22 protein-coding genes and 1 tRNA gene are annotated in these 22,356 nt (G+C 50.5%); 8 read left to right on the forward strand and 15 right to left on the reverse strand.

Annotated features, from left to right (window positions below; translation table 11 throughout):
* Window positions 1-35 precede the first annotated feature (35 nt).
* A complete protein-coding gene (locus SH451x_RS15065) occupies window positions 36-323 on the forward strand; it encodes a DUF1330 domain-containing protein (protein WP_479357811.1) in 288 nt (95 codons plus the stop codon).
* 381 nt (window positions 324-704) lie between these two features.
* On the opposite strand, the gene SH451x_RS15070 is transcribed toward SH451x_RS15065, so the two are convergent.
* Window positions 705-778, reverse strand: a tRNA-Val gene (locus tag SH451x_RS15070).
* Window positions 779-1,165: 387 nt separating this feature from the next.
* Complete coding sequence (locus SH451x_RS15075; protein ID WP_479357812.1) at window positions 1,166-2,386, reverse strand: alpha/beta fold hydrolase; 1,221 nt, start codon at window positions 2,384-2,386, stop codon at window positions 1,166-1,168.
* A gap of 428 nt (window positions 2,387-2,814) precedes the next feature.
* Between SH451x_RS15075 and SH451x_RS15080 the strand changes: the two genes are divergently transcribed.
* The gene (locus SH451x_RS15080; protein ID WP_479357813.1) at window positions 2,815-3,201 is read left to right on the forward strand and encodes a hypothetical protein; all 387 of its coding nucleotides are present in this window, start codon (window positions 2,815-2,817) and stop codon (window positions 3,199-3,201) included.
* A gap of 107 nt (window positions 3,202-3,308) precedes the next feature.
* Here the strand turns inward: SH451x_RS15080 and waaF are convergent, their stop codons facing one another.
* The 7 genes from waaF to SH451x_RS15115 form a co-directional block, all read right to left on the reverse strand.
* The gene (waaF, locus tag SH451x_RS15085) at window positions 3,309-4,367 is read right to left on the reverse strand and encodes a lipopolysaccharide heptosyltransferase II (RefSeq protein ID WP_479357814.1); all 1,059 of its coding nucleotides are present in this window, start codon (window positions 4,365-4,367) and stop codon (window positions 3,309-3,311) included.
* Window positions 4,368-4,608: 241 nt separating this feature from the next.
* A complete protein-coding gene (locus SH451x_RS15090; RefSeq protein ID WP_479357815.1) occupies window positions 4,609-5,916 on the reverse strand; it encodes a Gfo/Idh/MocA family protein in 1,308 nt (435 codons plus the stop codon).
* Between the two features lie 119 nt (window positions 5,917-6,035).
* Window positions 6,036-7,196, reverse strand: a complete 1,161-nt coding sequence (locus SH451x_RS15095) for a M24 family metallopeptidase (protein ID WP_479357816.1) — start codon at window positions 7,194-7,196, stop codon at window positions 6,036-6,038.
* Between the two features lie 99 nt (window positions 7,197-7,295).
* A complete protein-coding gene (locus SH451x_RS15100) occupies window positions 7,296-7,739 on the reverse strand; it encodes a TadE/TadG family type IV pilus assembly protein (protein ID WP_479357817.1) in 444 nt (147 codons plus the stop codon).
* 44 nt (window positions 7,740-7,783) lie between these two features.
* Window positions 7,784-8,815 carry a vWA domain-containing protein gene (locus tag SH451x_RS15105; protein ID WP_479357818.1) on the reverse strand — a complete coding sequence of 344 codons (1,032 nt, stop codon included), beginning with the start codon at window positions 8,813-8,815 and terminating at the stop codon, window positions 7,784-7,786.
* A 37-nt stretch (window positions 8,816-8,852) separates the two neighbouring features.
* Window positions 8,853-9,266, reverse strand: coding sequence for a TadE/TadG family type IV pilus assembly protein (locus SH451x_RS15110; protein ID WP_479357819.1), 414 nt, complete (start codon window positions 9,264-9,266; stop codon window positions 8,853-8,855).
* Between the two features lie 41 nt (window positions 9,267-9,307).
* Window positions 9,308-9,763, reverse strand: coding sequence for a hypothetical protein (locus SH451x_RS15115; protein ID WP_479357820.1), 456 nt, complete (start codon window positions 9,761-9,763; stop codon window positions 9,308-9,310).
* A 428-nt stretch (window positions 9,764-10,191) separates the two neighbouring features.
* On the opposite strand from SH451x_RS15115, the gene SH451x_RS15120 reads away from it, so the two are divergent.
* Window positions 10,192-10,416 carry an acyl carrier protein gene (locus SH451x_RS15120; protein ID WP_479357821.1) on the forward strand — a complete coding sequence of 75 codons (225 nt, stop codon included), beginning with the start codon at window positions 10,192-10,194 and terminating at the stop codon, window positions 10,414-10,416.
* A gap of 99 nt (window positions 10,417-10,515) precedes the next feature.
* Here the strand turns inward: SH451x_RS15120 and SH451x_RS15125 are convergent, their stop codons facing one another.
* Window positions 10,516-10,911 (reverse strand): DUF2721 domain-containing protein, encoded by a 396-nt coding sequence (locus tag SH451x_RS15125; protein ID WP_479357822.1) that lies wholly within the window; start codon window positions 10,909-10,911, stop codon window positions 10,516-10,518.
* A 152-nt stretch (window positions 10,912-11,063) separates the two neighbouring features.
* Between SH451x_RS15125 and SH451x_RS15130 the strand changes: the two genes are divergently transcribed.
* Together SH451x_RS15130 and SH451x_RS15135 are read left to right on the forward strand one after the other, a co-directional pair.
* Window positions 11,064-12,260 carry a YcjF family protein gene (locus tag SH451x_RS15130; RefSeq protein ID WP_479357823.1) on the forward strand — a complete coding sequence of 399 codons (1,197 nt, stop codon included), beginning with the start codon at window positions 11,064-11,066 and terminating at the stop codon, window positions 12,258-12,260.
* Window positions 12,257-13,816 carry a GTPase gene (locus tag SH451x_RS15135; protein WP_479357824.1) on the forward strand — a complete coding sequence of 520 codons (1,560 nt, stop codon included), beginning with the start codon at window positions 12,257-12,259 and terminating at the stop codon, window positions 13,814-13,816. Before SH451x_RS15130 ends, SH451x_RS15135 begins: the two co-directional genes overlap by 4 nt.
* Before the next feature lie 28 nt (window positions 13,817-13,844).
* Here the strand turns inward: SH451x_RS15135 and SH451x_RS15140 are convergent, their stop codons facing one another.
* On the reverse strand, window positions 13,845-14,657 hold the full coding sequence (locus SH451x_RS15140) for a hypothetical protein (RefSeq protein WP_479357825.1): 813 nt from the start codon (window positions 14,655-14,657) through the stop codon (window positions 13,845-13,847).
* A gap of 383 nt (window positions 14,658-15,040) precedes the next feature.
* Here SH451x_RS15140 and SH451x_RS15145 point away from each other — a divergent pair, with 383 nt between their 5' ends.
* Both SH451x_RS15145 and SH451x_RS15150 read left to right on the forward strand, forming a co-directional pair.
* On the forward strand, window positions 15,041-15,709 hold the full coding sequence (locus SH451x_RS15145; RefSeq protein WP_479357826.1) for an LpoB-related protein: 669 nt from the start codon (window positions 15,041-15,043) through the stop codon (window positions 15,707-15,709).
* Between the two features lie 16 nt (window positions 15,710-15,725).
* Window positions 15,726-17,072, forward strand: coding sequence for a COG3014 family protein (locus SH451x_RS15150; protein WP_479357827.1), 1,347 nt, complete (start codon window positions 15,726-15,728; stop codon window positions 17,070-17,072).
* A 26-nt stretch (window positions 17,073-17,098) separates the two neighbouring features.
* Here the strand turns inward: SH451x_RS15150 and SH451x_RS15155 are convergent, their stop codons facing one another.
* From SH451x_RS15155 to SH451x_RS15165, 3 genes are all read right to left on the reverse strand, one after another.
* Window positions 17,099-17,935, reverse strand: a complete 837-nt coding sequence (locus SH451x_RS15155; protein ID WP_479357828.1) for a purine-nucleoside phosphorylase — start codon at window positions 17,933-17,935, stop codon at window positions 17,099-17,101.
* Window positions 17,936-18,238: 303 nt separating this feature from the next.
* Window positions 18,239-19,588 (reverse strand): ribosome biogenesis GTPase Der, encoded by a 1,350-nt coding sequence (der, locus tag SH451x_RS15160; protein WP_479357829.1) that lies wholly within the window; start codon window positions 19,586-19,588, stop codon window positions 18,239-18,241.
* 249 nt (window positions 19,589-19,837) lie between these two features.
* Window positions 19,838-20,254, reverse strand: coding sequence for a hypothetical protein (locus tag SH451x_RS15165; protein WP_479357830.1), 417 nt, complete (start codon window positions 20,252-20,254; stop codon window positions 19,838-19,840).
* Window positions 20,255-20,510: 256 nt separating this feature from the next.
* Between SH451x_RS15165 and SH451x_RS15170 the strand changes: the two genes are divergently transcribed.
* Window positions 20,511-21,647, forward strand: a complete 1,137-nt coding sequence (locus SH451x_RS15170; RefSeq protein WP_479357831.1) for a glycosyltransferase family 9 protein — start codon at window positions 20,511-20,513, stop codon at window positions 21,645-21,647.
* A gap of 7 nt (window positions 21,648-21,654) precedes the next feature.
* Here the strand turns inward: SH451x_RS15170 and SH451x_RS15175 are convergent, their stop codons facing one another.
* Complete coding sequence (locus tag SH451x_RS15175; protein WP_479357832.1) at window positions 21,655-22,344, reverse strand: SMC-Scp complex subunit ScpB; 690 nt, start codon at window positions 22,342-22,344, stop codon at window positions 21,655-21,657.
* Window positions 22,345-22,356 lie beyond the last annotated feature (12 nt).

Genomic DNA, 22,356 nt, shown 5'->3' on the forward strand with positions numbered 1-22,356 from the left:
AAACGTTTGAGCCAATTTACGATTAGGAGAATCAGATGCCAGCTTACATGATATTCATTCGCGAACAGACACTTGATCGCACTGAGCTCGAAGCATATTGGGCCAAAGTTGCTTCCACGCTCGAAGGAGTCCCGATCAAGGTGCTATCGGCCTATGGTCCTCATGTGACGTTAGAGGGCCCAGCCGTTGAGGGCGTCGTGATTGCCGAGTTCCCGAGTGCCGACGCTGCGCGTCAGTGGTACGACAGCCCTGCATATCAGGATGCGGCTCGACACCGTCTAGCCGGCGCAATCTATCGTGGGTTGATTGTTGAAAGCACATAGAGTTGAGCATACGCTGCTTGAATGACGCGAGCCAAATATGCGGTGAGGATAACTTGACGTCCGTCTTTTGATTTTGACGGCTGGAGCACTATCAAGTTGGACAGTTGCTCTTGCTCGTCTATTACTTGCTCTTCGCAACCGGGGGAGTGCTCATCCTACGATGGACTAACAGTAGTTCTCGCAAACTAACCTAGTTGTCCAAACAGGACCTGAACGATCGACATTTTTCCAATCGGGGGAGAGATTCAGCAGTCACATTGGAGTGACAACAACAACTGTAAGCAATTCGCCAGAATGGCTGGAAAAATACAGAAGTACGACCATTTCCACGGCCCGTACTACCGACTTCTTGCGCTTTTCTCAACAAAAACGCGAATAAAATGGGCGATATTGGACTCGAACCAACGACCCCCACGATGTCAACGTGGTGCTCTAACCAACTGAGCTAACCGCCCTCTCAATTTTGTCCGACGGTTTCCGCCAGCAATGTGCAAAGTTTGCCTTCAAATGGACACTTCGTCAAGCCGTACACCGCTACGAATGGACCGTTCCGACATTTTTTCCAACCAAGACCCAGCCGAACTCGACACTCCCCAACCTTCACACTCGCTCACTACTCAACTTTAAGCGTTCGAACCATTTCGCAACGCCAAAGCAAGCAACAAATTCTACCCCATCGCCAGAAATCGCCGCCGATAACACCAAGGCTTCCCGTCGCCTAACGGAGATGAATTCTTGTAATGCCCGCATGCGCGGAAGCCAGACGGCGACCTAATCCTCCGACGACATTCAACCCATGGCAAAATGTCAACTTGGCGGGTCGAGCTAAACTCTTGCACAACTTAATGTACAGGCTCCCACAACAGATTCTTTATTGCCTTCTGAAAGTAAGGACAATTCGAATAGTAGTTCTTTTCATCATGCGATGTCCCGACGACAGGCCCGCAATCATACTGCTCTATCAGTTCATTTGTCGCCAGCGGCGTTGTCGCTCGCGGATCTGAGATTACTCCAAAACCACGGAAGCCAGCAGCTATCGGATTCGAAAGATTATTGAGGAAACGGAATCTGCGCAATACTGGGTCCCTTGAATTGTAAAGGTTCACCAGCCAATCCACTGAATAGGACGCCCGTTCAAATCGCCCCCCCGGTGCAATCCAAGCGCGATCTACTGCAGGGGCAACGAGCGATACTCGGAAACGCGGTCCTGCTCCGTTGACGCAGTTTGTTCCACAGTGACTAGAATAGCCGTTGATCGTTCCCCCGCCCGCTAAGTGAAGCGCACCCATCACAGTGCGAGCGCCAAAAGAAAAACCAAGTAGGCTAATGTCCGTCGTCGTGCCAAGTTGCTGTAAGACGTAATTCACATAATGAGCCTGAACGTCAGCACACTCTGCATTCTCTCGAATATCCGAAACAAAACCTCGGTCACGTTGGCTTGGCCAAGACAACATTACAATTCGATAGGGACGAGTCGCATGACGAGCTATCGCGCAGTTTACAGTCTGAACTCGCTCGCGTGCATTTTCCTCGGTCATCCAGTTACCATGCACATAGATGATCGTAAGCGGCGTTTGTGCGACAAACGTCCCATCCGATTGTTGCATCAGAGACATGTTCGCCGACGTTGATGCTAAGAAATCATTAAAAGTTCGTGTTTGCCAACGTCGGTTCTCGATACGATAGACTTGAAACGGCGGAGTCTTCATATATGTAGTGTTGACGCAGCAAGGGGCCCCACGCGTTGAAAGCTCCCATACATCACCGCTGACACCGACTCCCGACGCAGAATAAGTGCGACCTTCCATCGGCACCGGCGCACTAAGCACATGCTCTTGGACAGCGTATTGGTTCTGATACCCGCCACCTACTATGGCGGGGCCGTTGACTGCTGGCGCATCCGATCCGATTGTGACCGACCCCGATACAGTGCCAGAACTCTCTAGCGATTCCACCGGCAAAATGATTTCTTGCCCATAGGATTTCGGCATCACAACAGCAATCAAAAGCGTCAGTGAAGCCAAAAGCGGAGCGTAACACGGAGCTTTAAGTTCTAAAATCATCTGCTTTAACGTGGTAATTTGTTTTGATGGAAGAATCGAGCGTATTGAGGATTCAACTCACGTTCATCAGACTTTGAATCGCAAACGCGGCTTATAGAAATCACACAGCAATTTGCGATCCTTAATCACTTTGTTTTTACAATTATCGTACGCGACGAAGTAAACTTTGCGAACATTCTGACGGCCCCAGCACATCCCTACCAATCCGTTTCAGACAACGCCGCAACGGATTTCTATGCGAGCTCGCTAATAATCTCGACGTGCAAATGTAGCACTTAGACAACAAATCTTCAGTCAAACTTTGAGGATTGTTGAAAATAATCGACATGTTTCGTTTGCTCAACGTTTTCTGTGTCGTAGAGTTGTTCGGCTTCAACAAAGTTGCTTGAAATACTAGAAAAACGGCAAAGTTTTCTGAGAGAGACACAATGAAACGTCATATATTGATCGTATTGAGCTTGGCAATTATCCCTAGCACTGGCTGCATTACGGGTCGATCTGACGGTCGCCCAGGGTTCTTCCGCAGTGCGTATGACCGCTTGCACGGGCGAGATAATGTGGGTGCACCTTGCAATGCAGGAAGCTGCTTCCGATCGGCACCAGTGGCACTACCGCCTCAGCCAGGCTACCTTCCGCAAACTGCCATTGCTCCACCATGCGAGTCATGCGGACCAACTTCGCTCAGCTATCCCGACTATTCCGGCTACGAAATGATGGGCTCGCCTGCTTACGAAGGTGAAGTCTACAACGGGACTTCAATGGGCAGCCCAATCGAAAGCAGCTATGGCCAGCGACTTGAAGTGATCAATCCGTAAGCCCAGCCCTACTACTCTGCCGTAATCAAGATCATGCTCCTTGCCATGAGTTGGCAAGAGAGTTCAATGCGGAGTGGAGGCCAGCAACGCTGGCTCCCCTAACAACGCTAGGACGCGAGTCGAAGTCGCGCTTTCTCAAGCAGAATATTTTCGATCGCCGACCTAACGGTATCGACTTCGATATTCCGCATACAGCGATGATGCTTAAGAGGACATTCCGTCTTGTTACAAGGTCTGCATTCAAGGAAGCTTTCCAAGATAACTTCCTCCATGTTAAAAGTCCGATTGGACTGAGAATCAGTAGGACCGTATAGCCCGATAATCGGTCGATTTAAGGCAGCCGCTATATGCCGCGGGCCCGAGTCACTGCTGACGACGATAGTCGCAAGGGAAATCACCGCCTTTGAAATACTGAGCGGCACATCGTGCCATTCTCCCATGGATTGCACGAGCGGATTGTTGACTTGTTGCGAGATTGCATTCGCTTCGTCACGATCATTCGGACCGCAGTGAATTAGAATCTGGCAGTTCAGCCCGATGGAAAGCTGCCGACAGAGATGAACTACATACTGTTGTGGCCAGATTCGCGATTTGGCGGCGGCAGCGGAATTGTTAATCACAATCAACGGACGTCGGTTGTCGAATCCGATGATACCAAGAATGTTTTTTGCTCGCTCCACATCCGCTTCTGCGACGGGCAATTCCATTCGTCGATCAGTTGAGTCACACCCGAGCACCTTCGTGAGCTCAAGGTACTTTTCTATTAGCGATCTCTTTACGCCTTCACTACTCACATCTGCGGGAGCGACGCGATCAGTCAGCAGCCATCCGCGAAGGTCACGAACGTAACCAATTCGGCGAGGGATGCGTGCAAGAAACGCAATCGCGGCACTGCTTAGGGAGTTGGTGAACAGCAAGACAGCGTCGAGCTCAGCCGCGCGAAGCTTCTTCACTAGACCGAACCGATTCTCGCCCGGTTTACTGCTGCGTGGCTTGTATGAAATGATCTGGTCGAGGTACGAACTACCTTCCAGCAGTGCGGCTGGCCCTGGACGCGAAATCCCGATGATTTCCGATTCCGGTAGCCCATGACGCAGCGCTCGCAGGGCAGGGGAGGCCATGCAAGTATCGCCTATCCATGAAGGTAAAAATATTCCCAGTCGCATCGTGCTTTTTGTCGAGATGAGGATGGAATGACGTTTGTCATTCGATTGTAGAGCACTTCAAAATCGCGCGGTGTGATTCATGAGCGATCGAATCGACCACAATATCTGCATAACAAAAAGCATTGTTTCAGGTCAAGTCCACTCCGCTTCCAAGCACAAAACGCTGGCCATTTAAGCAGCTTCAGCGTCGCAAATGTGTGGATTCGACTCAGCAAGCGCTCATACCGAGCTGCATCTTTCTTTAAGCAACAGGGAACCGATACGATTCCGGAGTTGGCACGATTACCGCCGGGCCATCGCCAGGTTCATAGGATGCAGGTCGCAGATCCATCGGACTTGAAGCGACTTCCTCGTAAGTGAGGACTTTGCCCGTGTAACAAACTTCTCGACCGAGAATCGACATCATCGTACTCTTGCACATGTAATCGCCGTTATTGATCCGATCGCGTTCGCCTCTCACAGCCTTGAAAAGTTCATTCTGTTCGGCTTGGTGCATTTGAACCACGTCGCCTTTAAACTCCCAAGCGTTTGAACCGGTGATTTTACTATTGCACAGCAGTGCTGTACCTTCCGAGCCGAACACGTAGTCCTCTACATCAGTAAAGCAGTTTGGCATTTGACGCGTGTTCGCAAAAGTTCTGGAGCCATCTTCCCACTCATAAACTACAGCAAAATGGTCGTAAATATTGCCTTGGGTCTCGGCGTCACGAAGTTGTCGCCCCCCCATTCCATATGCTCTCACTGGCGGCACATCATTTCGTAGCCACATAGCCTTGTCCAAGCTATGGATAAACTGCTCTACGTAGTGATCGCCGGACAACCAGATATAGTTGTACCAGTTCCGCATCTGATACTCCATTTCGCTCTCGTTGGCATTGCGAGTCTTCATCCACACAGGACTGGAGAGATAGTTTGCTTGAGTGTTCACGATCTTGCCAATCGCATTGTCCATAACCCGATTTACGGTCTCAATCATGCCGGAGTGATAACGCCAGCACAGGCCGCTCACTACATTCAGCCCCTTTCCTTCGGCTTGCTTGCATGCTTCAATGACCCGCCGCACGCCAGCCGGGTCGGTTGCGACAGGTTTCTCGCAGAAGATCTGTTTTCCCGCGGCTACGGAAGCTTCGAAGTGATCAGGTCGATAGTGCGGTGGAGCGGCAAGCAGAACAACGTCGATGTCACACGCGAGCACTTTCTTGTAACAATCGATCCCGGTAAAGCATTGGTCGTCCGTCACCGTAAACTGGGATTCTTTGTTTCTGATTAAAGAGCGTCGGCAGTTTTTGATAGCCGATTCAAACAAGTCGCCTAACGCTACGATGCGCACGGAGGGATCAGCTTCCATCGCTTCGCTGGCCGCGCCGCTGCCTCGGCCTCCACAACCAATCACGCCGACTTTGATAACTTCGTCGCCAGCAGCATGCACCATCGGCAAACGATTTGCTGCAGCCAATACCCCAGCAGCAGTCCCCGCACCGGCTCCTACCTTTTGAAGAAACGATCGGCGGGTGGGCGTTGTGATCGCATTTTTCGGTTGGTCTGGCATCGTGGTGAACTCGCTTTCAGGTAGGATGAAATTTTGGTGGGAGCGTTGTATTGTAATCTAGATACCAAGGCAGAGGGAACTACCGCCGCGGCTGAAATTCAATTTAGGATGCCGCCGGTTTAGCTACGCCAATCGAGCTCTTCGTGCAGCGAATTAAAATTTTCGCAACCCGATTCTGTCACCGCAAACATATCTTCCAGTCGGACACCGCCGATGGTACGACAATAAAGTCCGGGTTCAATAGTAATGACGTCACCAACCAGCAATTCTGGTCCGCCATCGACCAACAACGGCGATTCGTGAATATCGAGCCCGACACCATGACCGGTGCCATGCGTCATGCTTATCTTGTCAAGCGCGTCCGTTGCGGCAAACGGCTTGGTTCCATAGCCACGCTCGACCAAAGGCGCAACGCAAGCCGCGTGGACTTGGCCGCCCGTTACTTTTGCCCGAGTCGCTTGAACAGCGGCTTGCTTGGCCATCTTTACATCTGCATGCATCTGAGCAACGATCGGCGGAATATCTCCGTGCACAACAGTTCGTGTGCAGTCCCCATGGTAGCGAGAACTCTTGTTGCGCGGAAAAATATCGACAATGATTGGCTGACTCGTAAGCAATACTCCGCTACCTCGATCATGGCAATCAGCGCCGGCCAATCCACACGCAACAATAGACGAAGAATCAACACAACCGTTTCTAAGAAGCCAAAGGTCAATCAGCGTCTGAACTATTTCACTTGATAGCGGTTCATTCTCGCTCATCAACACTCCCTTCGAATTCACCTCAGCGTTCGCAATGAATTCACAAGTCTGCTTCATCACAAGTTCAGTTAGGCGTTGGGCCTCTCGCAGCGCATCAAGTTCGAACTCCGATTTTTGCCGCCTTGCCATCGACTGCCAGCCAGGATCACAGCTCGTATTGACGCCTTCTTGTTGCAAGACGTGTTGATAGATGACTGGAGTACTGCGATCGATGACTAGACTTGTCACTGCATGTCGGCGTACCAGTTGCGCAACGGCCTGCGCTGTTGCAATTTCCCGATCGACCGAAAAACTGGTTCCTTTTTCTAGCTCTGATGGGCAATACACAACATCTGCAAGCGCGATCTTTCGCGCTCGATCAGCTTCGATATCTCGAACAATAAAGATCCGCTTTGTAATCGCCCCATCGGCATCAGTCAGCAGCAGCAGTGCTGCAGGGTCGCCGGCAGAAAACTGGACGCGATGGTAGAGCGTCATGCTCTTTTCCGGAATTCCAGCGATCAAATAAGCCGTCTTCATTGAGAATCCTTTGTGCCTGTATACAGAAATATCGTTCGAGCGATAGATCTTACGGACCAACCAGGAATCTTTAAAGGCTAGGAAGGCGTAAATGAAGCGCTAACGAATGTTCGACGGAATTTCACGTTGCATCGTGATGGAGCGTTGCAAAGTCTTGTCCTTGAAAAACAGCGGAGGCAAAAACATGTTGCCTGCAATCGGCACTCGCACAGTGACTTCAACGTTAGGAGTATCGAGCGCGATTACAGCGGGGGTGACCGATGTTTCGCTGGTCCGAATACCAACGATACGCAATATCCTTTGCACTTCATTTTCAGCATCTTCGCTAGTCCCCCCAGGCACGATTGCCTGGCGTGCACCTTCATAAACCGCGTTCTCGATCGTGTGACGCAACATGGCTACACGGCAAAATTCGAACGCCGTAAAGAAGAAGAAAAACGCTAGCCCAATCGTAAGTGCCAACTCTACAGTGACTGCACCAGCTCGCGCTCGACAAAACTTTGGCAATAGCAGTCTTTTTGAGTTCATTGGCTTGTTGCGCATAATAGTAGACTCGTAATACTGGTCGGATTTGGATTTGAGAGGCACTATTGCGTGATGATCGTCGTAAAAGTCGTCGCGATCTCTCGAAAGACTTCTTTCAATTCTTCGTTGTCGCGGGCATGGTAGAATTCCCCGCTACCAATCTCAGCCACTCGACGCATTGCGCGTTGATCAGCGTCGCGACCAAACGTAATGGTGTGAATCCGAACTCCCTTTTCGGCAATCTGCGTTGCTGCTGTAGTCGCCGGTCGTCCCACGTTCTGAAGACCATCAGTTAACACAATCATGGCCCGCTCGACAAACTCCGTTGATCTGGCTCGCTCCAAGATTGAATCGCCCGCGTCCATCCCTCCGGAAATATTTGTCAAACCAGCGACAGGCATTCTGGCCATTGCGGCGCTGATCCGACCCAGATCGGAAGTCATTTGCACATCCGAAGATGCCAAAGTGGAATATGAAGCCAACCCAACACGTTCTTCCGTCGGAGAATCTGCCAAGATTGAAAGAAATACCGTCATCGCTTCTCGGAGTCCGATAAACTTTCGATCGTCAAGCATTGAACCCGAGCGATCGACAACTACCACGATATCTCGTTCGAGAAAGGTTACAGTTGCGGACTCTTTCGGCTCAAACGTGCGAACGTCAAAGATCCTTCCGAAGAACAGTGGCACGGCACCGCCCAAAGAATCTGATGTTCGCCGCCCGGATACTCGAATACTGTTAAACGGTGTACTTCCTTCGTTGAATATGAAACGGTTTTGGGCGTCCATATTCGATGAGCCGAAAGTAAAGTCAGATTTGTCCAACTGCAGACGCTCGCTGGCTACTGAATTTTTGTTGGCAACGGCGATACCTTTTGCAACTGCAGCGTCTCTATCTTGCGTCCTCGCGAGTTCTTCAGCCGCAGCCTTGGCTGCGGCATCAGTAGCAGATCGCAGTTCGGTTTTAACCAACTGCATGTATGCGATATCTACTGAAAAAGCGGCTGTGACGAGGAATGCGAACATCATGATCGCAAGCAATATTATCATTGCGCCGCGACGGTTCGGTTGTTTGGACTTGTATCGTCTCTTCATAGTCTTTTCGCACATTTCCAATTTTATCGAGAGCGAACTATTCTCGGACCATTGTTGTGGTTACTGTAATTAAACGATCTTCGAGAACTTTGCCAAATAGTGGGCTGTTGTCGCGAACTCGTGCCGAAACACGGATCGCCACTTCCTCCCCGCGTTGTGCTTCGTCAAAGTTCGCTGGTATGAATTCGATCGTCGCAGAACGAACACTTCGCCCTTCGAGCACCGCTTGCGCTTTTGCTGTAGCAGAGGCTGCGTCGCCGTCGCGCCGCACCGCTTGGCGAATGCCCTCGTAGGCTGACACCGCCAAGCTCTGGCGAACGAATACTGCAGAGGTCGCTTCGATACTTCCTAGAACGATCAGCACGATCACTGGCAGGCAGACTGCGAATTCGACTAGAGCAGCTCCCTTGCGGTTCTTCTGGAGGACTTTGGTAGACCGTCTTGTAATCATGGCAATATACTGCACTTGAGCTTTCGGCTGAGCAAAACTTATTAAGCTTCGGGATAAGACGACTTGACGTTGGTACCTTCGGTTGCGTCTGACGTTCGACCGGTGCTGCGTGCAATCACGCGATTGAAATCGTCGGCAAGAACCTGCCAGAAGTCGCTCCGGCGTAAATTGATCGGTTCGACCTTACCGTTATCCAAATAATCAGTGAGCCCTTGACGAATTCTACGGATCGGCCCTGCAAATTGGTTGGACAACTTCGTTATGTCATATAGAAAGACTGGCACGATCGCTAGCGAGCATATTAGCAACGGAATTGCAAGTCGCAGGAACGCACCGATTTGCTCGTCACGGGGCGAAAGGGGAGCTTCTATGCAGCATACCCAGATTCCAATCGCGACGAAATTGGCTAACAAAAACAGCACCCAATGCAGAGTGACTCGCAGCAAAAGTGAATGCTGCACTTCATCACTAACCAGCAGACTTTTCCGACGTTTCATTATTGCCCCTCGTCACTAATCCCAATTCGGGATCGCCATTATCATTAAGAGTGTTCAATCCAGGTTTATCCTGTTCAAAAACAGTAGGTTGCGAGTTGACACCAGCCAGATGAGACGAGTTGTTTCTTTGTACACTTTTCGCAAGCTCTTCCACTTCGGGTGGTCCTGCGAATAATAACGAATGTACGACCTGTAGGAGAAAGCTTTGGCATCTGGTTTGCCATCAGGCGTGTTGGCCGGTTTGGCCTGCGCGACCATTCTTGAGTTTTCAAGTTCGAGATGCGTCGTGCGCTGTTTGCACCCTGCGCGGTTTTGGTCGGGAAATTTAATTTTTAATCGTGGAGGGTCTGAATAGACAGCACTGGTTGTTTATGGTAAACAGCCGAGCCAAGCCGAAATTACTCGCAGCGTGTCGCAAAAGCTCGCAAATGGATTCAATCGAACAATACATACTCGAACGCGTTCGATTTCACACGGACGAAGACGTTACACTATCGGACTCGTTGGCAATCGTTGGAATCGACAGCGTGACCCTGGCAGAACTCACATTCGAGCTAGAACGTCATTTTAAGATTCGCGTTGGCGACGACGTTGTACAGGTAGAAACTATCGGCGAACTGGTCGAATACGTCCGTGAGCGATACGAAAAGTAGGCGGCGCAGTCCCATTCTTAATGCTGCGTACGATCCTCGCCACATGTTTCTTTGCACAGTCACATTCGTAAGCTTGCAACAAAGCTCAGTAGGACTGCTTCAGTCACTATCGCGGATGTCGTTCAGGTGAAGATCAAGCGCACCGACCGACATCCGGATTTCAACCATCGACAAGGCAAGGGAGATTACCATCGCAAGCAGGCTGACACCAAAGATACACTTGCCGACTTCCTGCCATCCAATAAACAGCAGAGCCATACAGATTGTGCACAACAAAAGACTTAACACGCCGAAGGTCTGCATATCGCGAATCAGTCGAACACGGGTTCGTAGGTTCTGAATTTGCTTGATGTACACATCGTTTGGATCGCTAAGGTGATCGGAATGCAACTTGCGGATGATGTTCGCAAGTGCCAGAAATCGGTTCGTATACGCTAACAATAACAACGAAATTGTCGAGAAAAGTAGGGCTGGCGTAGTCAGGTCGATATTCATGGCGGCGATCCGGGTAAGAGAACTTCGCAGCGGTATGGAAGGGTATTTCCGGGGTTTCCAATCGGCCGCGTACGCTATAATCATTCATCATGACGTACGGTCCGACGTTCGCGAAGCACCATTTCAGCTCCTTTTAGACAGTACAACATTGAATGGCATTCTTTTGGAATCGCTGGAGCCTTAGCAAACCACCATCGGCGGAAGAGTATCAGCAGGAAATTGACAAACTGCGTGAGAAAGCTCCGATTCCGACCTTGTGGCTGTATGGCAAGACTGGCAGTGGCAAAAGCTCGGTTGTTCATTACCTGACAGGGGCAGAAGCAGCAACCATCGGGGAAGGCTTCCGGCCACAAACTCGAACATCGCGCCAGTTTGATTTCCCAAATTCGGAAGAACCTCTACTTCGATTCTTAGATACACGCGGTCTAGGGGAAGCGAGTTATGATCCCCAAGAGGATATTGAGAAGTTTGCGGCGACTACACAGCTCATGATTGTCACGGTGCGGGTAACCGACCATGCGCTCGAGGATTTTTTGGCGCCCTTGCGACGGATTCGCAAGGCCGCTCCGCTTCGGCCGATTCTGTTAGTCGTGACTTGCCTTCATCAGGCAACAGGCCAGCTAGATATTTCCGCTGGCCCAGACCCATTCGAACCTCCAGCACCAGACGCAACCGACAAAGATGTGGCACCTGGCACTAAAGTCCCCGATGTACTGCAGACGCTAATTGACGAGAAAATCATGCAGTTCGTTGGATTGTACGACATGCTGATCGCTATCGATTTGACTAAACCCGAGGATGGTTTTGCCGATCCGAACTTCGGCGGCCAGCGATTGAAGAATGCGATCTTGGAGTATCTCCCGCATGCCTATCGACAATCGTTGATCGCGTTGGATTCGACCAAGAAGACGAATGAATCTTATCGTCAGAAGCGATCTCGTTGGCAAATTTTGGCATCCAGTTCTTTGGCAGCAACCGCCGGCGCAGTCCCGGTACCGTGGGTCGATATTCCTGCCGTGCTAGGCATCCAAGCTCACCTTGCATATCAAATTGCTGAAATTTACGAACAAGAAATTACACCAGCGAATTGGGCTGTACTGAGCAGCGCAGCTGGTTCGCGGATTGCATTTCGATTGGCAATCCGAGAAGCTCTGAAGTTTATTCCCATAGTCGGGATGGCAGCGGGAGCAGCCTCATCGTTCGCGTTCACTTATGCGTTAGGCATGTCTTGGGATTGGTATTTTTCAAGTCTACGTCACGGAAACGTCCCGACGCCGGAGCAGCTTAGAGAGATTTTCGGTGAGGAATTGAAACGCGGTCGTCAGCTTTGGGGTACCAATCCCAAATGAGCTTCCTCAAATTGATTCGTCTCCGCACCGTTGTCTTGTTTGGTTTGTGGGTGTTGCCGGTTGCGATCTATGTGGCGATTGGGTTGTTTGCAGTTTACGAAACGGGGTGGTTGCCCTTCATCGTTATATCGCTACCGATTGTATGGTTGACAACTTGGCTCGTAGCCAGATTTTGGAAGGCTCCGACGCTGTCCGAAACTCATCATCTGCAACCGATGCAAGCGCCAAAATTCTGGACGGCGAAAGATGCAGATGCTATCAAAGTTGTTGAGGCTTTCCGATCTCAGGTCGCTGATATTGATCGCTTTGGTATCGCCGAACCACAGCGTTATATCCGTGACGCGCAGGAGATAGCAAGTCGACTTGCCGCGCACTACCATGCTGACGCTAAAGGTTCTGCTTTCGATCCGATTACGATCGTCGAGATCTTCACGGTAATCCATCTTGCTGTGGAAGACCTCGAAGAATGGACTATCGAAAACCTTCCTGGTAGCAATATCGCTACTCTTGGACACATTCAAAAAGTGCCTTCCTTGGCCAAAGCACTTGATGTTGGCCAAACGATAACCTTTCTCGCGACAACGATCGCGAATCCTACAAAGATTCTTGCCTACCCGCTCTGGCGTAAGTCAGGTCAGGTCACCGTCGAATTGCAGAATGAATTGGTTCGAGCGTTCTATCAGCGGTATCTGCGACAAATCGGCTACTATCTGATTGAGATGTACAGCGGTCGGCTAAAGGGTGGATCCGAAGTTTACCGGGAACGTTTCGGGAAACTAGCCAACGCCTTGCATCAATCGCGTGGCGATACAGCAGCGTTTACGCAGTTGGAAACCGTTGATACAACGATCGCTATTATGGGGCAAGTTAAGGCAGGAAAATCGAGTCTCGTTAACGCACTCATGCGCGACAAAGTTGCCATAACGAATATACTTCCTGAAACGCGGGAAGTTCAAAAGTACCGTTTTGAACTTCCGGGTTCGACCACCGCCATCACGTTGCTTGATACCCCCGGCTACAGCGAAGCAGGTGTGTCGAAACAACAACGCAATGAGGTAAAATTAGCTTCTGAGAAGGCTGATATCGTGCTGTTAGTCCTGGCTGCGAACTCTTCGGCTCGCGAAACCGATCTGGCTATGATTCGTGAAATCCGACAACACTATCGTGAGCGCGAGCATTTGAACGCGCCAACAATTATCGCCGTGCTCACTCACATCGATTTGTTACGTCCGATTCGCGAATGGTCACCGCCCTACAATTGGAAAAACCCTGAGTCGCCGAAAGAGCACTCGATCGCTCAGTCAGCGGCCTACGTGAAAGAGGTTTTCGGCGATCGACTTGCTGGGCTTGCCTGCGTCTATACAGGAGACGTCCATAGCGGCGACACGTCAGTCGCAGAAGAATTGGTTCCTCAATTGGTCAATCATCTTCCCAGCGGTCAATCAGCCGCCATTCTGCGAGCATTTTACCAGCAGTTAAGCAAGGAGCGTTATCGGCTGCTTACGAAACAAGTGACTGGACTGATCAAGACGATTGGAAAGCGAATCATCGAATAGCAGTCGGAAGCTGAACCTCGGCAGCCCCTTAAAACATTCCGCCGGTAGACTGGCTCATCCTGGGAGCATTCAGCTGCGATTCGTTTCGCTTGAGAGCCGCTTGCTTGAGGAGTTCCTCTCTAGGTATTTGCCCAATCCTCGCTAAGAAACGTTCCAACTCATCGTGTGTTTCAACCGAACATTTTGCTATCAAGAGTGAACCAAATACGCTCAGCCTGTCTTCATCATGCCCCCAATCCCCAGGCAAACTACTGTGCATTACTTCCAATAGATCCGAAGTCAGCTCACTGCTTGGTATAACATACCCTAAATCGTAATAGCGAACTTCAGTTGCATTTCCCTCATCAAGCGTGGTAACAAACAAGTACTCAGGTTCTACTTTCACGGCAAGCTGCAGCGGCTCACACATGAGCTTAAGCACTTCGATCACACGCACATTCTTGACCTCCAAAATCACTGGATCATCAGGCGATGAGATGCCGCCTTCCATCGCAACTTCGTCGTAAACGATTCCCAACTCCAGCTCTTCGGATAAAGTCTCCATCGCACTTCGAAGCGGAACATTGTTAAATTCAACTGATATTTTACGGTTGAGTTTCTCCGCCACTATTCGTTGTAATTCAACCTTCTCTTGATTGCTTGCTTCCCCACTCAATAACCAGCCAGGCTTGTCGCCTTTTGGCCTATCCCATACCAACGGTTGCTCTAGACTGTTGATCTGAATTTCTGGCTGTGATGCCGCTGGGCCGGTTTGAGGGGTTGGAAATTGAGCCAGAGAATGATTGGCTAAGAGTGTTCCAACTGAAACCGTCGCAAGAATTGCAAGCAGTGTTTTTCTCATGACAAGAACTCCTTGATAAGGCAGACCGGGAGAAGAAAAGAGATGCGAACGATCTATCTTCGCTTCGCGCACGGCGTGGGGCAAGATAGCTGCGAAATTTCTTTGCAAGCTTAAAACATGAATTGAGGGTTACCCGGAAGCAATCTCCGTCCGAAGAGATTTCTTGTCTTCCGCCTAAATTTCCAGAGAGAAATCCCGTGACGTTACAATTGACAGCATTCCCGTCTGAATCTGTCTTGCATCAAAATAGGTAATTTGACAACATGAATCGAGCGTCTCGGTCGAATTGCTGCGGACAACGTAGCTATCATGCCGAAATGCATTAGAGAAGCCGAACTGGCTTTCTTGACCATTGAATAACCATGTTTTGCACGGAAGCAATCATGAAGCGGCGATATTTCCTAAGCGTTACTTGTGCTAGCGGTTTACTCGCTGGCTGCCGCGGCTATCAATATGGCCACGTGCTCAAAAAAGAAGACGCAAACATGGTTGGCAGTCACGACGCGGGCGCCGAAGTCTTCGATCCGTTAGTAGACGAGGCTGTGAGCAAGCTGTTGGGACGCCAGCAAGATCCAGCGTCACCAAATCAGCTCGTCGGCTACGATGGTCAACCGCTACAAAAGACGATTTGTTTTGTCGGAATCGAAAACAAGAGTGCCGAAGAACTCGGTGACTTCAAGGACCAACTATACCAACAAATCGATACCCAGATCGTCCAATCAAATTGCTTCCAAGCCATCAGTCGCCGTTTGGTAGATTCAGCTTTGATCGAGACAAGATTGCGTCCAGATTCGCTGCTGGTGCCCGACAATATGCGACTCTTCACAGCGACGCTGGAACGTCAAGGCGCACCAATTGACTACTTGTTGTTCGCCACCCTGACCAGCGGTACGACGCAGAAGAACTCCAACACCCAGCGTGACTATGTTCTGACACTCGAACTAACGAATGTCCATACCGGCCAGTACGACAAACAGTCAGCCGAAGTGCGTAAGGGTTACCATAAATCAGCCGTTGGAAAATTCTGGAACTACAACCCGCTGAAATCCTAGGCCAGGAGTAAGGCCAATGCGCAGCATGTCACTTTCGCGACTGTCGCGATTCAGCTATCTCGCGATAGTTGTCGTTAGCACATGCGCAAGCGTCGGTTGTGCGACTTATTCCAAAAGGATGCAAGCACCGCGCCAAGCGTTCTACGCGAACGACTTGGACTCTTGCAAGCTGCAACTCGAGAAACTGGCCGCATCCCACCGCGGTGATCGCGATTGCCTTGAGCTAGACATGGCCATCGTAGATCTTTCTAACGGTCAACCCGAATCTGCCGAAGTCCGTTTACGCAAAGTCCGCGACAGACTCGACCACCTCGAGCAAAAATCGCTCACCGAGAACGCTTCGTCCTATCTAACGGATGACCGAACGCGTGCTTACGCCGGAGAAGACTATGAGCGTATTCTGATACGTGCAATGCTTTCCATCAGCAATTTGATGTACGACGGGATCGATGCCGAAAGCTACTCTTTGCAGTTGGACCAGAAGCAGCAGCAAGTATATCTTGCTGCGCAGGAACGCTTGGGCGCCGAAAAGATCGCATCTTATCCAGTCGTACCGGTCGGGTTTTACCTGCGCGGTTTACTCCGCGAAGCAACCTTTCATGACTATGATGAAGCCGCTGCCAATTATGCACGCGTGTGCGAAATCTATCCAGGAGTACAAGCTTTTGCTTGGGACTTGGAACGCGCCCAGAGAGGCGTCCACTCTCGGCCAGGTATGGGCGTACTCTATGTAATCGGCTTGGTAGGTCGTGGGCCGCAGAAAATCGCCGTTTCAGAGGAACCCACCAGCGACGCGCTGCTGATTGCAGACAGAATCATTTCCGCAGCCGGCCCCTATTCGTTGCCTCCAACGATCGCTCCGATCCAGGTCCCTGCCATCCAGACAACGGACTCACCGATCGAAAATCTGCTTGTTCGAGTAAATAACATGCCGATCGCCCGGACTGAGACGATTGCCGATATCGAAAGCATGGCAATCCAGGCTTACCGGCTGCACCACTCCGAAATTCTTGCACGTGCTGTGGCAAGGCGTGTCGTCAAAAAAGCGTCTGTCGTGGTTGCTAAAGAAACGATGAATACCGATCCGCTGGTCTCGTTCGCTATGGATGCCGCCGGCGTTGCATGGGAAGCAACCGAAGCGCCCGATACGCGAAGCTGGGGATTGTTGCCCCGGTGCATTCAAATCGTCCGCATCGAACTCCCTACTGGCTCGCATCGAGTATCGTTGATTCCACTGCGATCAAATATCGCCATAGGCCAGCCCAACGATCATCAAGTTGAGATTCGGGATGGATCAAATACTTACATGCTGGGCTACTTTCCGGATGACCGTCTAGTCGGAACTGTTTCGACGAGCAAGTAACCATACAGTTCTAGGTAGCCACAGCCTTAAGCTCGAGAATTCTTCTCATACTCGAGAACACCTTTCACCAAGGTCGTAAGCCGGGGCGCGGCGTCGTTTGCCGTTGCAATGATCTCTGCAACATTCGCTGGCTCTAACGCATCGGCTAAACACATGTCTGTGATCACCGAAAACCCAACCGTTCGCAAACCACAATGCACGGCGACGATGGTTTCAGGTACTGTGGACATACCAACAACGTCAGCACCAATCATCCTTAAGAAACGATACTCGGCTCGAGTTTCCAAATTGGGTCCCGCCACGGCGACAAAGACTCCCCTGTGCGCGACGATGTTGTGCTTACGGGCAACTTCAAGTGCCGCATCAATCAATTGCAAATCGTAGGGCGCGGACATATCGGGGAATCGTGGTCCCAACCGATCATCGTTGATTCCGATAAGCGGGTTGTCGCCCATCAGATTGATTTGATCATCGATCAGCATAATGTCCCCCGCTTTGTAATAGGGATTCATGCCACCACACGCGTTAGACACAACCAGTAACTGTGCGCCCATAGCTTTCATGACGCGGACAGGTAAGGTGATCGCTTTAAGTGGATACCCTTCATACATATGGAAGCGGCCTTCCATCGCCATCACGTTCAGACCGCAGAGCTTTCCGCAGACTAATCGTCCCCGGTGCGAAGTCGCTGTAGATTTCACAAAGTGCGGTATCTCTCCGTACTCGATCGACGCTTCGATTTCGATCTGCTCGACCAATGGCCCCAAGCCAGTACCAAGAACGATTCCCGCATCGACCTTTCGATCCCACTGCGACTGGATGAAGGCGGCGGATTCTTGAATTTTGTCGAACAAATCAAGCATATAAAAGAGCTTTCAACTAACAGAAGTCCATGGTTTCAATAATAGTGCTGCCATTGTAAGAATGGATCTTGATTCGAAAAGATCACATCATAATCCGGGTGCTTGCTGGCCGCTGATACCTGAACCATTCTCCATATAGCTAGATGCCTGACGTAGAGTGCATCCAACTAAGGAATTGTCCTGTAACCAAATCCCGAAATCTTAACTCGAATGCGGAAGTTATTGCGGTGCAATTCCTAAGGCCACGTTCGATCGAAGAATACGACTGCTTTGCTCGGAACTAATCTAACAGCATTGCAAGCTCTACGAGTGCCCGATTTCGTCACGTTCATCGTCACGCGTTTTCGCTTGCAGGTACAGCTTGATCGGAATTTCCCCGAACGGCAAATGATCGCGAAGATACCCTAGCAGATATCGCTGGTACGGCCCCGGAAACCCCTGCGGATTATTGCACATGAGAACAATCGTGGGCGGGGCAGTTCCAATCTGAGTACCATAGAAGATCTTCGGTCGCTTCATCTGATGCATCGGCGGTGGATGACTCTCAAGCGCCGTTTTGATTAATCGATTCAGCTGCCCCGTCGTAATTCGATCGTTCGCTTGCTTGTAAAGCATTTGGGCATGATTCAGCAATGTCTTCATGTTCTTTCCGGTCTGCCCTGTAATAAAGGCGATCGGGCAATATGACATTGTTGGGAAGTGTTCGCGAAGATATCGGACCCAACGTTCGGTCGGCATATGCTCGACCATCTTGTCCCATTTGTTAACAACCAAGATACATGGTTTAAATTGCTCTGTTATGTAATGCGCGAGTTGCTTGTCGACTTTACTGATACGCTGCGAACAATCAAAGAACATTAGCACCACATCAGCGCGGCGAATGCTTCGCTGAGCGCGATGCATTCCATACCAGTCGATGTCCGTGCGCACGCTCTTGTTTTTCCGAAGCCCCGGCGTATCAATTGCCAAGAACTTCTGACCGTCTAACTCAAAGAGCACATCGACACTATCGCGAGTCGTACCGGCAACCTCACTAACAATCATACGTTCCGCTCGTACCAGCGAATTCACAAAGGTACTCTTGCCAACGTTACGACGCCCAACAATCGTTACCTTCATCGTTGGCGGAGCAGTGTCTGCTTCGGTCTGCTCCGTATCCGGCAAGCGCTCGATGATCGCATCCAACAACTCTCCCTTGTTGCGATGTTGCATTGTGCTCACACGAATCAGCCAGCCGCGTCCCAGTCGCTGAAACTCTTCGGCATTAGGATCCATCGCCGGATCATCCGTTTTATTGGCAACAAGCAAAATCGGCTTGTCAATGCGGCGCAACCGGTCCGCGACTTCTTGATCCAGCGGCAACAGACCAGTACGGGTATCGACAACAAAGAGCAACACATCCGCTTCGTCAATTCCTGCCTGAATCTGAGCTTCAATTTGAGCCGTCAAGTTGTCGACGTCTTCAATGCCAATTCCGCCCGTATCAATCAGCTCGAAATGCACCCCTTCATGCTCGATCAACGTAATCACACGGTCGCGAGTGACACCTGCGACATCATCGACGATTGCCAAACGCCGTCCCGAAAGCCAGTTGAATATACTGCTTTTGCCGACGTTGGGACGACCAATAATTGCTACACTTGGAACAGACATGAAGCTCTACAAACTTACTAAAAAGCACCAGTTCGCGGCGAAAAGAATCGCTGTCGATTCCTACCAAAGACCTGAACTAGTGTGCTAAATGATGGCAGGTTTACTTGTTTTGAACGTTAAAACCGCGGATTGGAGACGACTGTCTAAACTAATCCAATTTGTCCTGCAAAGACACAATCTTACTTGGTTAGCGTTTTAATGATAGCCAGCAATTTGCAGCGAAAAACTGTAAACCGCTACGAATCTACGTCACTTGAAAGCTTTCGGCAGAACATCTAACGCCTTTGTCCAGTCATTCGAACCAACCGGCGCAAGCTCCGTGTCAGCCGTAATGCGGTTTTCAGCGATCCAACTTTCAATTGTGTGTAAGTCCGCAGGTCCATAAATTCCGCCGTTTGGCGGTCGCACCAAATACTTCCGCGAACTATCGTCAAAATCCTCCGACACCTCGGCTATATTTTTAACCTGCGCTCCAAAGGTATCCAACGGTGGCAAAAGAGCGGGCTCTTTAGCCAGCTTTACTTCCACATCAAAAGAATGTGGCTGGTTTGCTAGCGGTATTCGAAAGCGACCGCCACATTCGGGGCAAATCCCACGTCGGCCACTTAAATTACTCTTTACATGTAATTGGTGTTCACAATGATGGCAGCGAAAACGTACACCCATGACAAACGACAGCGATTTCAGGAGATGAGTTTGAGACTTTTGACGTGCGGTATTATAGCGGTTCCGAAGCCGAACATGCTGCGTGATGCGTCCGGCTAAAATTTTCGAGCAGGAAAAAATGTTGGCAAACCGCCAGATTCGCCAAATTCCTGTTCCACTGGTTTCGGGGTTGCCGATACAACCGCTAGGACTGGCATCGTTTAAACCGCTCACTTGAACGATAGCTAAGCGAGTTCACGCCATTGCGAGGCATCTGGTGCTACCAACATTTATCGATGAACGAAAACAGTCACGAATCGATCTTGGCCCCGAACCAAAGATCTTGATCGTGCGCATGAGCGCCATCGGTGACTGCATTCTCACCATGCCGATGGTCACAGAGTTGAAGAAAGCTTGGCCTAGATCCACGATCACTTGGCTAGTCGATTGCGGCGCGTCTTCACTGTTGGAACATCATCCCTGCGTCGATAACGTGATTCGCCTTCAAAAGGGCTTCCTACTTAAGCCCAAAATTTTGCTTTCTCTGCGCAGAAGATTAAAGGCAGAAAAGTTTGATTTGGCAATCGACCCTCAAGGACTGTTCAAGAGTGGTTTGGTTACCTGGCTCTCCGGCGCACCTCGCCGTTTTGGTTTTGATAGTTGCCAAGCTCGCGAAGGAGCGAGCATCTTCTACAACGAGCGGAGACATCCACTCTCGGAGCACATTCTGGAACGTCATCTGGAATTACTAGAGATGTGCCATATTGAACCACAGATCGATCCTGCCACGGGACTGAATCTAACTGATTTTGGGTGGGATGACCGATTACTGGACCCGGCGCGGGTTGAATCGGAGATGCGGCAGCTTGGGCTGAAACACAAAGGATTCATCGCACTCAATCCCGGGGCAGGGTGGGAGAGCAAACGCTGGCCGGTCGATCGCTTTGCTGTGCTGGCCGACCGCATCTTTCAAGCGACTGGGGTCAAATCAATGGTTCTATGGGGCAATGACAAAGAAGAAGATCTCGCGAAGACAATTGTATCCCTAGCGCCGCGGTCAACGGTGCTGGCACCGAGTACCGACCTAGTGAGCCTATCACAATGGCTATGCCGTTGCCAGCTATTCATCGGTTCTGACACCGGCCCCATGCATTTGGCAGCCGCGGTTGGCACAACGTGCATCGCGATGTTTGGCACGTCTTTAGCGCAGCGGTCGGGCCCATATGGACCGCAACATGTCACGATCCAAAAGCGATACGACGGGGGTTCAGCTAGATATCGTCGTGGCACAACCAATGCCGCGATGAAGGCGATTTCTGTAGACGAGGTTTTTCAAGCCTGTATATCGAAGCTTCGCAAGCAGAGCGTCCCGCATCTTTTACAACTCGAATGTATGCAACGGCGTGCTGCGTAACAAACGGCTAGTCAACTCGCGGCAAATCATCGAGCGAATCTATTCCGACGACTTCAAAAAAACGATCTGCGGGGTAATAGCGATCAATTGCAGCTTTGCCCTGACCGTCTCGCTTCAGTTCGACCAAGTTTCGTCGTAGCAACATTCGAACAATCGCGCCGGCGGGCCGGTTCCACTGCGTCTCAATCTCGCTGAGTGTTGTTCCCGGACGATATGCAATTAGCGAAAGGCAATCGATCGTCTGCTGATTCAGTTTAAAGGTCTGCACCTTACCGGCGAACGCAGCCTTTATGTGAGACATCGACGGCTCAAGAATCAGATGATAGCCATCGTCACGTAGTTCAACGCGAAAAGCGTTTCGGTTCAGTTCGTACCGTTCGTTCAACCGTTGCACAATGACCGGAATTTCCGATTCAGCCACACCGCGCATCATGCTCGCTAGCGATGCAGCATTTATTCCCTTACCTCTCGGGTGGCCGACAAAAAGAACTGCCTCGATGATAGCGTCGGGGGTAGTAGCGATCGGGCCTTCCGCTGCATTTTCGTCGTCTTCCGACCATTGCGGCTCTACATCGTTATCTTCATCGTTAACGATGGCCCCTGTCAAAGCATCGGGCTGCGGAGCATTCTCCTGCGCATACAATTGCTGATAGGTTTTACCCAGATCTTCCAGCGAAATCTCTGTTTCGTCGTCCATGATCGTTTTTTC

The organism is Njordella aestuarii (genome assembly GCF_056494165.1).